General features: G+C 72.8%; 13 protein-coding genes. 6 read left to right on the top strand and 7 right to left on the bottom strand.

Going from position 1 to position 15934, the window contains the following annotated elements:
- The gene (locus ACQPWZ_RS05740; RefSeq protein ID WP_433570828.1) at positions 1-1605 is read right to left on the bottom strand and encodes a hypothetical protein; all 1605 of its coding nucleotides are present in this window, start codon (positions 1603-1605) and stop codon (positions 1-3) included.
- A gap of 52 nt (positions 1606-1657) precedes the next feature.
- Positions 1658-1852: a hypothetical protein gene (locus tag ACQPWZ_RS05735; RefSeq protein WP_313947538.1), complete on the bottom strand. Its 195-nt coding sequence runs from the start codon at positions 1850-1852 to the stop codon at positions 1658-1660.
- Positions 1853-2151: 299 nt separating this feature from the next.
- Here ACQPWZ_RS05735 and ACQPWZ_RS05730 point away from each other — a divergent pair, with 299 nt between their 5' ends.
- From ACQPWZ_RS05730 to ACQPWZ_RS05705, 6 genes are all read left to right on the top strand, one after another.
- Positions 2152-2544 (top strand): ankyrin repeat domain-containing protein, encoded by a 393-nt coding sequence (locus ACQPWZ_RS05730; protein ID WP_313947539.1) that lies wholly within the window; start codon positions 2152-2154, stop codon positions 2542-2544.
- Between the two features lie 265 nt (positions 2545-2809).
- Complete coding sequence (locus ACQPWZ_RS05725) at positions 2810-4228, top strand: HEAT repeat domain-containing protein (protein WP_433570827.1); 1419 nt, start codon at positions 2810-2812, stop codon at positions 4226-4228.
- 94 nt (positions 4229-4322) lie between these two features.
- A complete protein-coding gene (locus ACQPWZ_RS05720) occupies positions 4323-5447 on the top strand; it encodes a glycosyltransferase family 4 protein (RefSeq protein WP_433570826.1) in 1125 nt (374 codons plus the stop codon).
- Positions 5444-6622 (top strand): glycosyltransferase, encoded by a 1179-nt coding sequence (locus ACQPWZ_RS05715; RefSeq protein ID WP_433570825.1) that lies wholly within the window; start codon positions 5444-5446, stop codon positions 6620-6622. Before ACQPWZ_RS05720 ends, ACQPWZ_RS05715 begins: the two co-directional genes overlap by 4 nt.
- A 287-nt stretch (positions 6623-6909) precedes the next feature.
- Positions 6910-7785 (top strand): SGNH/GDSL hydrolase family protein, encoded by an 876-nt coding sequence (locus tag ACQPWZ_RS05710; protein ID WP_340477747.1) that lies wholly within the window; start codon positions 6910-6912, stop codon positions 7783-7785.
- On the top strand, positions 7782-11375 hold the full coding sequence (locus tag ACQPWZ_RS05705; protein ID WP_433570824.1) for a hydantoinase B/oxoprolinase family protein: 3594 nt from the start codon (positions 7782-7784) through the stop codon (positions 11373-11375). Before ACQPWZ_RS05710 ends, ACQPWZ_RS05705 begins: the two co-directional genes overlap by 4 nt.
- 38 nt (positions 11376-11413) lie before the next feature.
- Here ACQPWZ_RS05705 and ACQPWZ_RS05700 read toward each other — a convergent pair whose 3' ends face one another.
- The 5 genes from ACQPWZ_RS05700 to ACQPWZ_RS05680 are packed head-to-tail and all read right to left on the bottom strand — an operon-like array spanning position 11414 to position 15792.
- On the bottom strand, positions 11414-12280 hold the full coding sequence (locus ACQPWZ_RS05700) for a biotin-dependent carboxyltransferase family protein (protein ID WP_433570823.1): 867 nt from the start codon (positions 12278-12280) through the stop codon (positions 11414-11416).
- Positions 12277-12894, bottom strand: coding sequence for a 5-oxoprolinase subunit PxpB (pxpB, locus tag ACQPWZ_RS05695; protein ID WP_340472022.1), 618 nt, complete (start codon positions 12892-12894; stop codon positions 12277-12279). Before pxpB ends, ACQPWZ_RS05700 begins: the two co-directional genes overlap by 4 nt.
- Entirely contained in the window at positions 12891-13655 is a 765-nt protein-coding gene (locus ACQPWZ_RS05690; protein WP_340472021.1) for a LamB/YcsF family protein, read from the bottom strand. The genes pxpB and ACQPWZ_RS05690 overlap by 4 nt, the downstream gene beginning before the upstream one ends.
- A gap of 50 nt (positions 13656-13705) precedes the next feature.
- Positions 13706-14518: a putative hydro-lyase gene (locus ACQPWZ_RS05685; RefSeq protein ID WP_433570822.1), complete on the bottom strand. Its 813-nt coding sequence runs from the start codon at positions 14516-14518 to the stop codon at positions 13706-13708.
- Positions 14515-15792, bottom strand: a complete 1278-nt coding sequence (locus tag ACQPWZ_RS05680; RefSeq protein WP_356704534.1) for an MFS transporter — start codon at positions 15790-15792, stop codon at positions 14515-14517. Before ACQPWZ_RS05680 ends, ACQPWZ_RS05685 begins: the two co-directional genes overlap by 4 nt.
- Positions 15793-15934: the final 142 nt, after the last annotated feature.

Raw genomic sequence — 15934 nt, 5'->3', positions numbered from 1 at the left:
TCAGCCCTCGGCCGGTACCGGGTCGGGCGCCCCGGCCTCGGCCTTCTCCGCCTTCTTCAGCCGGTCCACCGGCTCCGCGGGCTCGTCCGGCGCCTGCCCGTCGATGTGCTCGGGCAGCAGCTCGAGCACGGCCTGGCGGTGTGTCTCGCTGGTCGCGTCGTCGTACGGGTCCGGGGTCGCCGGCACCTGGAGCCGCAGCACCGGGCCGGTGCCGAGGCGTGCGTAGCCGCGGCCGGGCGGGACGTCCGGCGTCGGCGTGGTGTGGGGCGTCTTCCCGAGCACGGCAGTGATCTGCTCCGGGGTCGCGGGGCCGAGCACGACGCGGCCGCGGGTGTGCGTCCGTACGGTCTCGGTCAGTGCGTCCAGGCTGTCGAACTGCTCCGCAACGACGACCGTGACCTGGGCGGCGCGGCCGTGCCGCAGCGGCACCTGGAGCAGCTGCTGGGGCTCGGTGTCCCCGTCGGCCGCGGCGAGGTGGCCGAAGATGCTGGGGCGGTCCACCAGGATCCACAGCGGCCGCTTGGTGTCCTCGGGGACGGACTGCCCGGCCTGTCGGGCGCGGTTCGCGGCGATCAGACGGCGCTCGGTCTCGTGCGCGGCCCACTCCAGGCTGGCGAGCGCCCCGGCCAGTCCGCACTCGACGGCCAGTACCCCGGAGCGTCCGGTCAGGCAGGCGTACTCGCCGGTGCCGCTGCCCTCGACGATCAGCACGTCGCCGTGCTGGAGCGCCTGGAGCGCGATGGACCGGAGAAGGGTCGTGGTGCCGCTGCCCGACTCGCCGACGACCAGCAGATGCGGCTCCGTGGAGCGGGGGCCCGTACGCCAGATCACCGGAGGCGCGTCCCGTGTCTCCTCGCCCTGGGCCACCGGCACGGTGCGCTGGACGGCGCCCTCGTCGGTGAAGCCCAGCACGGTCTCGCCGGGAACGGTGACGAAGCGCTGGGCGGCGATGGAGGTGGACAGGGCGGGCAGGACGGTCATGACGAGGCGGTTGCCCTCCTCGTCCCAGGTGAAGTGGTACTCGCGGCCGCGGCCGGACTTGGCGTGCAGCAGCTGCTCGATCCGGTCGCGGGACTCCGCCTCGCCGTCCGTGAAGTACGCCGGGTAGGCGATGTGCAGCCGGGTCGGTCGGCCGTCGTCGTCGAAGGCGTACTCGCTGAAGGCGCCTGACCAGTCGCCTCCGTGGGCGAAGAGCGGGGCCGGGTCGTCGGGGACCGAGAAGTAGGGCACCAGGGCTTCGTAGAGCGCCTTGAGCCGTCCGATCTCCGCCTCGTCGGGCCCCGTCTTCACCGGTTCGCGCACCCGTCCCTTCCAGGCGGCCGCGGCCATCACCGAGATGAGGGCCAGAAGCGGCCCGTACGGGATGAGCGCGACCACCAGGACGCCGCCCGCGACCAGGAACAGGGTGGGACCACGCCGTTCCTTGGGGGTGGCGGCCCACCGCTGCCGGGTCAGTCCGGCCAGCTTCCGCAGACCACGGGAGACCGTGATCAGTGGATGGAGTACGTCCGTGGCGTTGTCGGCGGCCGTGCGCGCGATCTCCCGGCTCCGGGCGATCTGCGCTGTTCCGCTGCTCAGAATGCGGGGGAGTGGTCGCCGGGCCACGTGGGTCTCCTGGGGGTGCTGAATGCGGATGTACCGAGGGGGGCGGGAGTGGTCAGAACTTGATCCCGCCCAGCAGGCTGGCGAGGCTCTGGCTGCCGGCCTTGATGCTGGGGGCGATGGCCGTGCCCGCAAGGAAGAAGCCGAAGAGCGTGCAGACGACGGCGTGGGACGCCTTGAGGCCGTCCTTCCTGAAGAACAGGAAGACGATGATGAGCAGCAGCACGACGCCTGAGATGGACAGGATCATGATGAGTTCTCCTGGGTGAGGGGACAGTCACCTTGAGTACTTCCAGCCTCACAGGAAGTATCTATGCGATAAAAGGTGCAAATGGGTGAAAATCCCAAGATTTCACTCCACTGGCGGACGTCGCGTCTCCGCTCGAGGGGCACACTCCGCGCTGGCACGGCACAGTGCCTCCCTCATGGGTGATCCATGCCTCGGGCAGGCCGCTCCGTCCCGGTCGCCGGGCAGTACTCTGACGATTCACTCGTACGGCTGTCCTTGCCGTGCGCCCCAGGTCAACGCAGTGAGAGGCGGTCCGTCCGATGAGCGAAGCCCCGGATCCCGAGGTGATCGAACTCGCGACCAAGGTCTTCGACCTGGCGCGACAGGGGGAGACCGAAACGCTCGCCGCGTACGTCGACGCCGGTGTGCCCGCGAATCTCACCAACGACCGCGGCGACACTCTCGTCATGCTCGCCGCCTATCACGGCCACGCCTCCGCCGTGGAGGCGCTGCTCGCCCGCGGCGCCGAGCCGGACCGTCCCAACGACCGCGGCCAGACCCCGCTCGCCGGTGCGGTCTTCAAGGGCGAGGACGATGTCATCCGCGTTCTGCTGGCCGGCGGAGCGGATCCTTCCGCCGGAACGCCCTCCGCCGTGGATACTGCGCAGATGTTTGGGAAGACAGAGCTCCTGGAGCTCTTCGGCGGCCGGTGACCGGCTGCCGGAAGGCCGCCGGGAGGGACGCCGTAAATGTGGTCGCGGTGGCGAAATGGGTGGGTCATCATGACGTCGGGCCCTACCCCGGACTTCATCCGGGAGTTCCCCTGGGGCCACCGACGAGAGGCAGGACGATGGTCTACACCAAGCGGAAGACGACGACGGGCGGCCCTACATGTTGCTGCGCGGCCTAGGCATCCCCTTGCCCGGATTTCCCCGGATCTCCCCGGTTGCGTCGACAGCTTGATGTGAGGCTCTCCCCATGTTCGATCCAGTCATAGCGCCGAGCGGCACCTTGCTCGGCCTGCTGCAGAGGGGCCGCGGCGACGGCACGCTGCACGCGCTCGCCGCGCCGCGCGCCGAAGCGCTCGCCGCCCTCAACCACTGCGTGCTCAACGACCCCCGTCACGACTGGCAGGTCGAGAACCGCTCCCTGTACTACGCCCGCCTCTACCTCGACCTCCACGGCGGTCTCGAGGAGATCGAGCGGCACCTGAGCGACATCGACGACCACCTCGACACCGACGAGGCCAGGACCGGCCTCGCGCTCGCGGTGCTCGGACATCTCGCCTCCTACGGCAGGACCGACGCCCTCGCGCTGTTGCGCGGCTATGCCGCGACCGGCGCCAACTGGGCGTGGGCCCTGGACGAACTCGCCCTGCGTGACGACGACGCCGGGCTGCGTGCCCTCGCGGCCCCCGTCCTCGCCCGCTTCCCGGCCACCCCCGAGGGCGAGGCCGACCTGGCCGCCGCCGTCCGCGACGCCTTCGAACCCCGGCCGTGGCGGCTGTGGGCGGACGACCGGCGCGAGAGCGTCGGCGCCCGGGTCCGCGCGGCCCGGGAGGCAGGCTCCTTCGACCGCTGGCAGCGCCAGATGCGACCGACCGGGCCCCGGCCCGGCTGGAGCGTCCAGGCCGTCTTCGACTGGGCCGACGAAGGCGTCGAGCGTGGCGCCGCACTGCACGTGCCGGCTGCCCGTTGTCTGTCCGCCGTGGCCGGGTCCGAGGACCGGCCCGCCATCCTCGCCGCCGCACGCGACGGGGCCGACGGCGCCCGCTGCGCGGCGCTGCACTACCTCGCCCAGTCACGTGACCCCGCCGTCCTCGACCTGATCGAGGCCGCCGTCGGCACCGGGTCGCGGACGGTCGCCGAGGCCGCCGTCGCCGCGTTCGAGCGGATGTGCGGCGACGAAGCCGTCGACCGGGCGCGCGGCTGGGTCCACCGGCCCGACGCCCTCGGCGCCTCGGCCGCCGGTGTCCTCGCCTGCCGCGGCACCGCCCAGGACGCCACGCTGGTCCTCGGCGCACTGCGGGAGACCGTGCGGGCCGACGGCCCGGACGCCCCGCTGCTGTGGACCCTCGTCGACGGGGCCGGGCGCCTCGGCATCGTCTGCGCCGCACCCGTCCTGCGCCACATCTACCGCGAGACCGCCTCCTCCTGCCTGCGCGGCAGGGCCGCCCGCGCCCTGGCCTGCACCGACGGCTCGTTCGCCACCGGATTCGCCGTGGAATGCCTGTGGGACTGCGAGGAGACCACCCGGGAAGTCGCGGCGCTGCACGCCGAGACCGGCGATGTCCGCGTGGCCGAGAGGCTGCGCCGGCTGGCCGCCGATCCGGCCGAGGAGGCCGAGGTACAAACGGCCGTACGGAGCAGAATCGGCCCGGACATGCCCGCCGTGTGACATTAGGGACGCTGCCACAAACGCTCATGGGACGTTCCACAAGCGGAAAGATCCACGTTGTCGCAGCCACCCCGGGCCAGACGACAACACGGGTATGCGAGTCGTCATCATCACCGAATCATTTCCGCCAGACGTCAATGGTGTGGCGCACTGCGCCCTGCAGACCGCCCGGCATCTCGCCGCGCGCGGCCATGACCCGCTCGTCATAGCCCCGGCGGTCGCCGGGGCGGACGGCTCCGACGAGAGCGCACCCTGCCCCGTGGTGCGCGTGCCCTCCCTGCCGCTGCCCGGCTATCCGCAGGTACGGGTGGCGCTTCCCAGCCGCAAGGTGGCGGCGACGATCGCCGCCCACCGGGCCGAACTGGTCCACCTGGCCAGCCCGTTCGTCCTCGGGGTACGCGGCATGGCCGCAGCGGCCAAGCTGGGGCTGCCGGCCGTCGCGGTCTACCAGACCGACCTCGCCGGCTATGCCCGTACCTACGTGGGCGCGGGCGAGAACGCCGCCTGGCGGCGCATCCGTACCGTGCACAGCGCGGCCGACCGCACCCTCGCCCCCTCCACCGCGGCCCTGCGGGACCTGGAGGAACACGGCGTCGAGAGGGTGCGGCTGTGGCCGCGCGGCGTGGACACCGCGCGTTTCCGGCCGGAACTGCGGGACGAGCAGCTGCGCCGCAGCCTCGCCCCGAACGGCGAGCTGATCGTCGGCTATGTGGGGCGCCTCGCCCCCGAGAAGCACGTCGAACTCCTCGCCGGCGCCTGCGCCACACCCGGTGTACGGGTGGTCGTCGTCGGCGACGGCCCGAGCGAGCCCTCCCTGCGCACCGCGCTGCCCGGAGCCGTCTTCCTCGGCCGCAGGACCGGCGCGGACCTCGCCCGGATCTTCGCCTCGCTGGACGTCTTCGCGCACACCGGACCGTACGAGACCTTCTGCCAGACCGTGCAGGAGGCCATGGCCAGCGGCGTTCCCGTCATCGCACCCGCCGCGGGCGGACCGCTCGACCTCGTGGACCACCTGCGCACCGGCCTGCTCGTCCAGCCGCGGGACGGCGAAGCGGTACGGACCGCCGTCGCCACCCTCGCCGCGGACCCGCAGCTGCGGGCCGCCTACGGCCGCGCCGGAAGGGCCGCCGTCGAAGGACGGACCTGGACCGTGATCGGCGACGCCCTGCTCGACCACTACGCCGAGGTCCTCGGCGCCCGGACGGCGGTGGCGGCATGAGCGGGCTGCGGATCGTACGACTGGCGAACTTCGTCACCCCCGCCTCCGGGGGCCTGCGCACGGCGCTGCGCGAACTCGGCCAGGGCTACCTCGCCGCCGGCCACGAGCCGGTGCTGATCGTGCCCGGCGATGTGGAGAGCGACCGGATGACCCCGCAGGGCCGGGTGATCACCCTGCCCGGGCCCGAGATACCGGGCACCGGCGGCTACCGCGTACTCGCCGCCAAGCGGCGCCTGCGGGAGGTCCTCGACAGCGTCGGACCCGACCGGCTGGAGGTCTCCGACCGCACCACCCTGCGGTGGACGGGCGAATGGGCACGACGCCACCGGGTCCACTCCGTGATGGTCTCCCACGAGACCGCGGACGGGGTGCTGCGCACCTGGGGACTGTCCGAAGGCGTCGCGGCCCGCGCCGCCGACCGGCTGAACCGCCGCAGCGCCTGGGCCTACTCGCGGATCGTGTGCACCACCGAGTGGGCGGAGCGCGAGTTCGTCCGCATCGGGGCACGCAACGTCGTCCGCGCGCCTCTCGGCGTCGACCTGGTCCACTGCCGTCCCGGGCGGCGCAGCACGGTCCTGCGGGCCGAGCACGCGGCCGGGGCCGAGGTGCTGCTGCTGCTCTGCTCCCGGCTCTCGGTGGAGAAGCGCCCCGGCATGGCACTGGACGCGCTCGCGGAACTGCGCCGGCGCGGAGCACGGGCCACGCTCGTCGTCGCCGGCGACGGCCCGCTGCGGACCTCCCTGATCCGCCGGGCACGGGCGGAGCGGCTGCCGGCGGAGTTCCTCGGGTACGTCGGGGACCGCGAGGCCGTGGCCGACCTCCAGGCGGCGGCGGACATCTGCCTCGCCCCCGGCCCCGCGGAGACCTTCGGGCTCTCCGCCCTGGAGGCACTGGCCTGCGGAACGCCCGTCGTCGCGAGCGCCTCCTCGGCCCTGCCCGAGGTGATCGGCGACGCGGGAGCGGCGGCCGAGGACACCCCGCGCGACTTCGCCCAGGCCGTACAGGGGCTGCTCGCCCGCCCGGAGCGGGAACGCCGCGAGGCGGCCAGGGCGCGCGCCGAGCTCTTCGACTGGCAGCGGTCGGTGACCGCCTTCCTCGACGCGCTGGAGGCCCCGGCCGTCCGGACGACCGGCCGGCCCGCACCGCACGTGCTCGGAGAGGGAGTGACGGTATGACGCCCTCGCCCGCCGGGGCGCTCGCCGACGAGTCGAAGGAGGATCCGTCGGCGGCCTGCCCGGACCCAGCAGCCACCCCGCATCCGACGGCCACCTCTGCGCATCCGACGGCGGCCACCGCGGACCTGACCGCGGCGGGGCGTACGGCGATCGTCGCGGGCGCGGAGGTCTACCCCGTACCGGACCTCGCCCCCGCACCCGAGCTGCCGGGCTCGGGCGTCATCGTCCGCCCGGCACCCCCGGCACCGGTCCGCCCGCTCACGGCGGTCCCCGGGCCGGGGAACGACATCCCGTCCGCACCGCCGCGCGCCCTGCGGTTCGCTGCCCTCGGCGACTCCCTCACGGAAGGCGTCGGCGACCGGGTCGGCGAGGGCTGGCGGGGCTGGGCCGCCCTCCTCGCGGCCGGGCTGGGGGACCGCTCGGCACCGGCCGAGTTCCGCAACTTCGCCGTCAGCGGCGCCCTCACCGAGGACGTCGCCGACCGGCAGGCACCCGAGGCGCTGGCGTTCCGGCCCGACATCGCCTCCGTGCTCGTCGGCGTCAACGACACCCTGCGCCGCACCTTCGACATCGAGGAGCTCACCCGCCGCCTCGACTCCGTCTTCGACCGGCTGACGGCACGGGGCACCGTCCTGCTGACCGCCTGCCTCCCCGACCCGGGGACCATGCTGGGGCTTCCGCTTCCGCTGGCCCGGCCGCTCGCCCGCCGCCAGCGCGCGGTCAACGCGGTCGTGCACGCCCTGTCCGCCCGCTACGACGCCGTCCATCTCCATGCGAGCGACGGCGCGTGGGTCCTCGACCGGTCCATGTGGAGCGCGGACCGGCTGCATCCGGGGGAGCGCGGCCATCGCATGATCGCGCTGCGCTTCCACGAACTGCTCGGGGCGTACGGGCTCGCCCGCGGTCAGGCGCCCGGCGCCGAACCGACCCAGCCCCCGCCGACCAGGGCGGCCTCCCTGCTGTGGCTCGCCACGGCGGGCACCGGCTGGGTGGCCCGGCGCTGCACCGATCTGCTGCCGCAGCTGACGCGACTCGCCGGTTCCGAAGTGCGCCACTGGGCGCGCGGCACCAGCGAACGCCTGGACCGGAGCGCGGAGCACGCACTCTCCGCCGCTCTCGCCGCCGTGTCCCTGGAGGTCCCGCTTGTCAGAATGGGGGAATGAGCGGGCGCTGGGAGTTCTGGATCGACCGTGGCGGCACCTTCACCGACGTCGTGGGCCGGCGCCCCGACGGCAGGCTGGTGACCCGGAAGCTGCTCTCGCACAACCCCGAGCGCTATCGGGACGCGGCCGTGGCGGGGATCCGGCTGTTGCTCGGCACCGGGCCTGACCAGCCCGTGCCGGCCGACCGCGTCGACAGCGTGAAGATGGGCACGACCGTCGCCACGAACGCCCTGCTGGAGCGCCGCGGTGAACCGACCGTCCTGGTCGTCACCGAGGGCTTTGGGGACGCCCTGCGCATCGCCTACCAGAACCGGCCGCGGATCTTCGACCGCAGGATCGTCCTGCCCGAGGCCGTGTACGAGAAGGTCATCGAGGTCCCCGAACGCGTCGACGCGCACGGGGAGATCATCCGGCCGCTCGATCTGGACGACGTCACCGAGCAGTTGACGGCGGCCCGCGCCGACGGCTTCCGCAGCGCGGCGATCGTGCTGATGCACGGCTACCGTCACCCCGGCCACGAGCAGCGCATCGCCGAAGCCGCACGCGAACTCGGCTACACCCAGATCAGCTGCTCCCACGAGGTCAGCCCGCTCATCAAGATCGTGCCGCGCGGCGACACGACCGTCGTGGACGCCTACCTCTCGCCCATCCTCCGGCGCTACGTCGACGAGGTCGCCTCCGAACTCGCCGACATCCGGCTGATGTTCATGCAGTCCAACGGCGGACTGCGCGAGGCCGCCCACTTCCGCGGCAAGGACGCCGTCCTGTCCGGACCGGCCGGCGGGGTCGTGGGCATGGCGCGCACCGCCCAACAGGCCGGTTTCGGACGGGTCATCGGCTTCGACATGGGCGGCACGTCCACCGATGTGTCCCACTACGCGGGGGAGTTCGAGCGCGAACTCGGCACCCAGGTCGCCGGCGTCCGGATGCGGGCGCCGATGATGAACATCCACACCGTCGCCGCCGGCGGCGGTTCCGTGCTCCACTTCGACGGCCGCCGGTACCGGGTCGGCCCCGACTCGGCGGGCGCGGACCCCGGACCTGCCTGTTACCGCCGCGGCGGGCCCCTCACGGTCACCGACGCCAATGTGATGCTCGGCCGGATCCAGCCCGACCACTTCCCCGCCGTCTTCGGGCCCGACGGCGACCGGCCGCTGGACGCCGATGTCGTACGGGAGCGGTTCACCGAACTCGCCGATGAGGTCCACCGGGAGAGCGGCGTCCGGCGCACCCCCGAGGAGGTCGCCGCAGGATTCCTCGAGATCGCCGTGCTGAACATGGCGAACGCGGTCAAGAAGATCTCCGTCCAGCGCGGCCACGACGTCACCGGCTACGCCCTCAACTCCTTCGGCGGCGCGGGCGGCCAGCACGCCTGTGCCGTCGCGGACGCCCTGGGCGTCGACACCGTGATCGTGCCACCGCTCGCGGGAGTGCTGTCCGCGTACGGCATCGGCCTGGCCGACGCGACCGCCATGCTGGAGCAGTCCGTGGAGGCGGAGCTGGACGAGGAGACCCGCGTGCGCGTCGGCGCCCTCTGCGACGAGCTGGCCGACCGCACCCGGGCCGAACTGCGCGACGACAATGTCCCGGACGACGCGATCACCACCCACGCACGCGTCCTGCTGCGCTACGCCGGCACGGACGCGAGCCTGCCCGTACCGCTGGACGGCGCGGCCGCCATGCGGGAGTCCTTCACCTCGGCCCACCGGGCCCGTTACGCCTTCACCATGGACAAGCCGCTCGTCGTCGAGGCGGTCTCCGTCGAGGCGGTGGGGACGGCGGGCGAGCACGGCGCTCATGTCGTCGAGGAGACCGAGGGCGGGGGCGAGTTCACGCCACGGGCCCGCGTGCCGATGTTCGTGGAGGGCGAGCGGCAGGAGGTGCCGCTGTACCGGCGCGGCGACCTCGGGCCCGGCGACACCGTAGACGGACCCGCGATCATCGCCGAGTCCGACGCCACCACGGTCGTCGACCCGGGCTGGCGGGCCGCGCCGGACGAGGGCGGTCATCTGCTCCTGACGCGCGTACGGCCCCGGCCCGGCAGGACCGCCGTCGGCACCGACGTCGACCCGGTGCTGCTGGAGGTCTTCAACAACCTCTTCATGGCCATCGCCGAGCAGATGGGGGTGCGCCTGGAGAACACCGCCCACTCCGTCAACATCAAGGAACGGCTGGACTTCTCGTGCGCCCTCTTCGACGCGGAGGGCAATCTGATCGCCAACGCGCCCCACATCCCCGTGCACCTCGGCTCGATGGGCGAGTCGATCAAGGAGGTGCTGCGCCGCAACGGGGACGGCCTGCGGCCGGGCGACGTCTACGCCATCAACGACCCGTACCACGGCGGCACGCATCTGCCCGATGTGACCGTGGTGACGCCCGTGTTCGACGGTGACGAGCTGCGCTTCCTCGTCGCCTCCCGCGGGCACCACGCGGAGATCGGCGGCATCACCCCCGGCTCGATGCCCGCCTTCAGCGAGACGATCGACCAGGAGGGCGTGCTCTTCGACAACTGGCTGCTCGTGCGCGACGGCGTGCTGCGCGAGGAGGAGACACGCGAGCTGTTGACCACGGCGGCGTACCCCTCCCGGGCACCCGACACCAACCTCGCCGACCTGCGCGCCCAGATCGCGGCGAACGAGAAGGGCATCGAGGAACTGCGCCGTATGGTCGACGAGTTCGGGCTCGACGTCGTCCAGGCCTATATGCGCCACGTCCGGGACAACGCCGAGGAATCGGTCCGCAGGATCGTGGCCGGACTCGAAGACGGTGAGTACTGCTACGAGACCGACGGCGGCGCGGTCATCCGTGTCGCACTGAGGGTGGACCGCGACGAACGCAGCGCCGTCATCGATTTCACCGGCACCTCGCCGCAGCAGCCGGGCAACGTCAACGCGCCCACCTCGGTGGTGATGGCGGCCGTGCTCTATGTCTTCCGCACGCTCGTCGCCGACGACATCCCGCTCAACAGCGGCTGTCTGGAGCCGCTGGAGGTCCGGGTGCCGGAAGGTTCCATGCTGGCGCCCGTCCACCCGGCGGCGACCGTCGCGGGCAATGTCGAGACCTCGCAGGCCGTCACCGGCGCGCTCTACGCGGCGCTCGGCGTCCAGGCGGAGGGCTCCGGCACGATGAACAACCTGACGTTCGGCAACGACCGGGTGCAGTACTACGAGACCGTGGCGAGCGGTTCGGGGGCGGGGGACGGGTTCGACGGCGCCGACGCCGTACAGACGCACATGACCAACTCGCGGCTCACCGACCCCGAGGTGCTGGAGTGGCGCTACCCGGTGCGGGTGGACGCCTTCGCGGTACGCGACGACAGTGCGGGCGACGGCCGGTGGCACGGCGGGCAGGGCGTCGAACGCAGGATCCGCTTCCTGGAGCCGATGACGGTGGCGCTGCTCACCGGGCACCGCCGCGTCGCGCCGTACGGCATGGCGGGCGGTGCGACGGGCGCGCTCGGCGAGAACCGCGTGGAGCACGCCGACGGGGGTGTGACGGAACTGAAGGGCGTCGACTCGGTGGACGTGGGGCCGGACGACGTCCTGGTGGTCAGGACGCCCGGCGGCGGTGGCTACGGCGAGCGGGTCTGAGGTCTGCCGCGTGTCCGCCGTCCGCTGATCCGGCTCGGTCAGCGGACGGGGACGAAACGGACCGGGGTGCCGGGTGCCGCCTGGGCCGCAGCGGGGAGGTCACGCCCGTCGACCACCGCCACCACCGGATAGCCCCCGGTGGTCGGATGATCGGCGAGAAAGACCACCGGGCAGCCGTCCGGCGGCACCTGGACCGCCCCCAGCACCATGCCCTCGCTGGGCAGTTCACCGGTCCGCGCCCGCTCCAGCGCCGGGCCTTCCGTCCGCAGCCCGATGCGGTTGCTCGACGCCGAGACCCGGTATCCGCCGGAGGCCAGCGTGCGCAGGGCCCCGTCCGTGAACCAGTCCGCGCGCGGACCCAGCCGTACGCGCAGGATCAGCTCCGCGGGCGGCGCGGGCCAGGGCACACCGCCGTCGAGCCGCGCCGGCTGCCCGGTGGGCCTGCCGAGCGGCAGCACCGCGCCGTCCGCGAGCGGCGCCGGTCCGAGACCGGACAGCAGGTCCGTGGAGCGGCTGCCCAGGACGGGCTCCACCGCGAACCCTCCGGCGACCGCCACATACGACCGGACGCCCCGCGCGGCCCAGCCGGCCTCGATGAGGGAGCCCGCGCCCACCCGGACCGGTGCTCCCCAGGCCACCGGCCGTCCGTCGACGGTGACCGGACAGGGCGCCCCGCCGACCGCCACGGTGACCGCGCAACGCGGCCGCAGCGCACAGCCGTTGAGCGTGGTCTCCAGGACCGCCGCCCCCTCCGCGTTGCCCACCAGACGGTTGACCGTCCGGGCGGCCGGCGGATCGAGCGCCCCGGACCGGGGCACACCGAGGTGGGCGTGCCCCGGGCGCCCCAGATCCTGCACGGTGCTCAGCGCCCCGGACCGTACGACGGCGATCGCTCGGTCGGTCATCGGCCCTCCGGGACGAAGCGCACCCGGGTCCCGGGGGAGAGAAGGGCGGCCGGCTCGCGGGCCGGGTCCCACAGCTCCAGAGCCGTGGAGCCGATCAGCTGCCAGCCGCCGGGGGAGGAGCGGGGATAGATCCCGGTGTACGGACCGGCGAGACCGAGGGAACCGGCGGGGACCGCGGTGCGCGGGGTCGCCCGGCGCGGCACGGCGTACTGCTGCGGAAGACCCGTGAGATAGCCGAACCCGGGGGCGAATCCGCAGAAGGCGACGCGGAATTCGGTCGCCGCGTGGATCTCCACCACCTGCGCCCGTGTCACCTGCCACAACGCGGCGACGTCGGCGAGATCGGGGCCGTCGTAGCGCACCGGCACCTCGATGGCGTCGTCCAGGCGCGCGCGAAGCGGGGGCACGTCCCACCCCGCGAGCTCCTCGGCCCAGTGCCCCGGGTCATCGAGCCCGTCCAGCAGAACGGTCCGGGCCGCCGGGACGATCTCCCGCACCGGCTGGAGCGTGCCCGCCGCCCGGCGGCGCAGCAGCTCGGCATGGAGCGCACCGGCCTCGTCGCCGTCCACGAGCTCGACGAGCAGGGCCCGGTCGCCGACCGGCAGCACCCTCATACGAACGCCTCCACGCGCACACCCGCGGCTTCCAACTGCCGCCGCACGCGCCGGGCGAGGGCGACGGCTCCGGGGGTGTCGCCGTGCAGGCACAGTGAACGCGCGCGGACGGGTACGGACTTGCCGCACCGCGCGGTGATCACCCCGAACCGGGCCATGCTGACGGACCGTTCGACCACGGCCGACGGATCGGTGAGGACCGCGCCCTCCTCCCTCCGGGGCACCAGCGTCCCCTCGGCGGTGTACGCGCGGTCGGCGAACGCCTCGGTGATCGCGGGCAGTCCGGCCTTCTCCGCCATGGTGTGCAGCTTCGAGCCGGGGAGCCCGAGCAGCGGCAGGCGCTCCCCCGACAGCAGGACGCCCTCGACGACGGCGGCCGCCTGCTCCTCGTCGTGCACGACACGGTTGTAGAGCGCGCCGTGCGGTTTGACGTACGAGACCCGGGAGCCGGCGGCGCGGGCGAAGATCTCCAACGCGCCGATCTGGTAGGCGATCTCGGCCGCCAACTCGTCCGGCGGCACGTCCATGGAACGCCGTCCGAAGCCGGCGAGATCGCGATAGGAGACCTGGGCGCCGATCCGCACCGACCGCTCGGCCGCGAGCGTGCAGACGCGGCGCATGGTGGACGCGTCCCCGGCATGGAAGCCGCAGGCGACATTGGCGCTGGTGACGACGGACAGCAGCTGTTCGTCGTCGGTGAGTTGCCAGCGGCCGAATCCTTCGCCGAGGTCGGCGTTGAGGTCGATCGACGCCCAGGTCATGTGCTCCTTCTTTCCTGCCTCTGCTCGGTTCACGCGGTCGGGCCGCGGGTTCAGGCCACGCGGTACTGCTCGTCGCGGACGTCCGTGATGAACATCCGGCCCGGTGCGTGGGTGATCGCGAACGGCGGCCGTGAGGCCATCACCGCCGCCTGCGGGGTGACACCGCAGGCCCAGAACACCGGGATGTCGCCCGGCTCCGGGACCACCGCGTCACCGAAATCGGGGCGGTCCAGGTCCTTGATGCCGAGCTCCGCCGGGTCTCCGCTGTGCACCGGGGCGCCGTGGACCGCGGGCATCGCCGCACTGGCGCTCACCGCCGCGGCGAGGTGCCCGGGCGGTACGGGACGCATGGAGACGACCATGGGTCCGTGCAGCCGTCCCGCGGGGTGGCAGAGCCGGTCGGTCACGTACATCGGGACGTTGCGGCCCTGCTCGACATGGCGCAACGGGACCCCGGCCGCCGACAGAGCCCACTCGAAGGTGAAGCTGCATCCGATGAGGAACGACACGAGGTCCTCGCGCCACCACTGGACGACATCGGTGGGCTCGTCGACGAGTTCGCCGTGCTCCCACACGCGGTAGCGCGGCAGATCCGTGCGCAGGTCCGCGTCCGGTGCGAGCGCGGTGGACCAGGAACCGGCGTCGGTCTCGTCGAGTACCGGACAGGGCTTCGGATTGTGCCGGCAGAACTCCCGCACATCGTGCGCCCAGTCGGCGGGGACCGCGATCAGATTGGCCTGTGCATGGCCGGGGACCATGCCCGCGGTCGGTCCGCTCAGCCCGGAACGGAACCGTGTGCGGGCCTCGGCCGGGCTCCACGCGCGCCCGTCGAGGGGCTCGGGGGGCGCGCTGTACGCCGTCACAGCAGCTCCCTGCCGCGCGTCTCCGGGAGGCCGAACAGCGCCACCACCGCCAGCGCGTAGCCCGCGGCGCCGAGGATGAGCGCGCCACCCACACCCCAGCTGTCGGACAGGAAGCCCACCAGCGTGGGCAGGAAGGCGCCGACCGCGCGGCCGCTGTTGTAGGTGAAGCCCTGGCCCGTGCCGCGTACGGCCGTCGGGTAGAGCTCGCTGAGGAAGGAGCCGAAGCCGCTGAAGATCGCGGACATGCAGAACCCGAGCGGGAAGCCGAGAACGAGCAGCAGGCCGTTCGCTCCGGAGGGAATGTTCGTGTAGGCGAGAATCCCGGCCGCCGAGAGGGCGGCGAAGAGCGTGATGTTGTTCTTGCGGCCGATGCGGTCCGTGAGATAGCCGCCGGTGAGATAGCCGAGGAAGGCGCCGGAGATCAGGAAGGCGAGATAGCCGCCGGTGCCGACGACCGTCAGCCCCCGCTCGGTCTTGAGATACGTGGGGACCCAGGTGGCGAGCGTGTAGTAGCCGCCCTGGACACCGGTCGACAGCAGCGTGGCGAAGAGTGTCGTCCGCAGCAGGTCGCCCTTGAAGATGGCCCCGAAGGAACCGCGCTCGGTGCTGGCGTTGCGCCGGGCGGCGGCTTCGGGAGCGTCTTTGACATGGCGCCGTACATAGATCACCAGCAGGGCGGGCAGCGCGCCCGTCCAGAACATCACGCGCCATGCGGTGTCCGCGTCGAGGAACGCGAAGACCAGGGTGTAGACGATCACGGCGAGCGCCCAGCCGGCCGCCCACGCGCTCTGGACGGCGCCGAGGGTACGGCCGCGGTGCTTGGGGGCGGCGTACTCGGCGACCAGGATCGCGCCGACCGCCCACTCGCCGCCGAAGCCGAGGCCCTGGAGGGCCCGGAAGACCATCAGTGTCTCGTAGTTGGGGGCGAAGCCGCAGGCCACGGTGAAGACCGCGTAGGTGATCACCGTGATCATCAGGGCCTTCACCCGGCCGATGCGGTCGGCCAGGATTCCGGCGAGCGCGCCGCCCACCGCGGAGACCACCAGGGTGACAGTGGTGAGAAGTCCGGTCTGTCCGTTGTCGAGGGCGAAGTACGCGGAGATCGCCACCATGCTCAGCGGCAGCGTGAAGTAGTCGTAGGAGTCGAGGGCGTATCCGCCGAACGCGCCGCCGAAGGCGCGGCGGCCGCCGGGGCCGAGCGCCCGCAGCCAGGCGAAGGCGCCGGTGTCCTCGGGGAGCTCGCCCTGCTTCGACTGTGCCTGGGTCGTACTCATCTGCACCTCGCAGAGGGGGAGAGGGTGCTGGCGACTGTGCGGTAGCGCCAAGGTAGGGGATTGTTGAACGATCCGACAAGAGTCATGTCGGGTCGTTCTTCCTTCTACGATGGAGCTCGCGCATCGCCGGGAGCCGCCGGCG

The organism is Streptomyces sp. CA-251247, from assembly GCF_050952975.1.
Taxonomy (GTDB): Bacteria; Actinomycetota; Actinomycetes; order Streptomycetales; family Streptomycetaceae; genus Streptomyces; species Streptomyces achmelvichensis.
The sequence above is the reverse complement of the archived record's forward strand: the minus strand, read 5'-3'. Positions and strand labels throughout refer to the sequence as shown.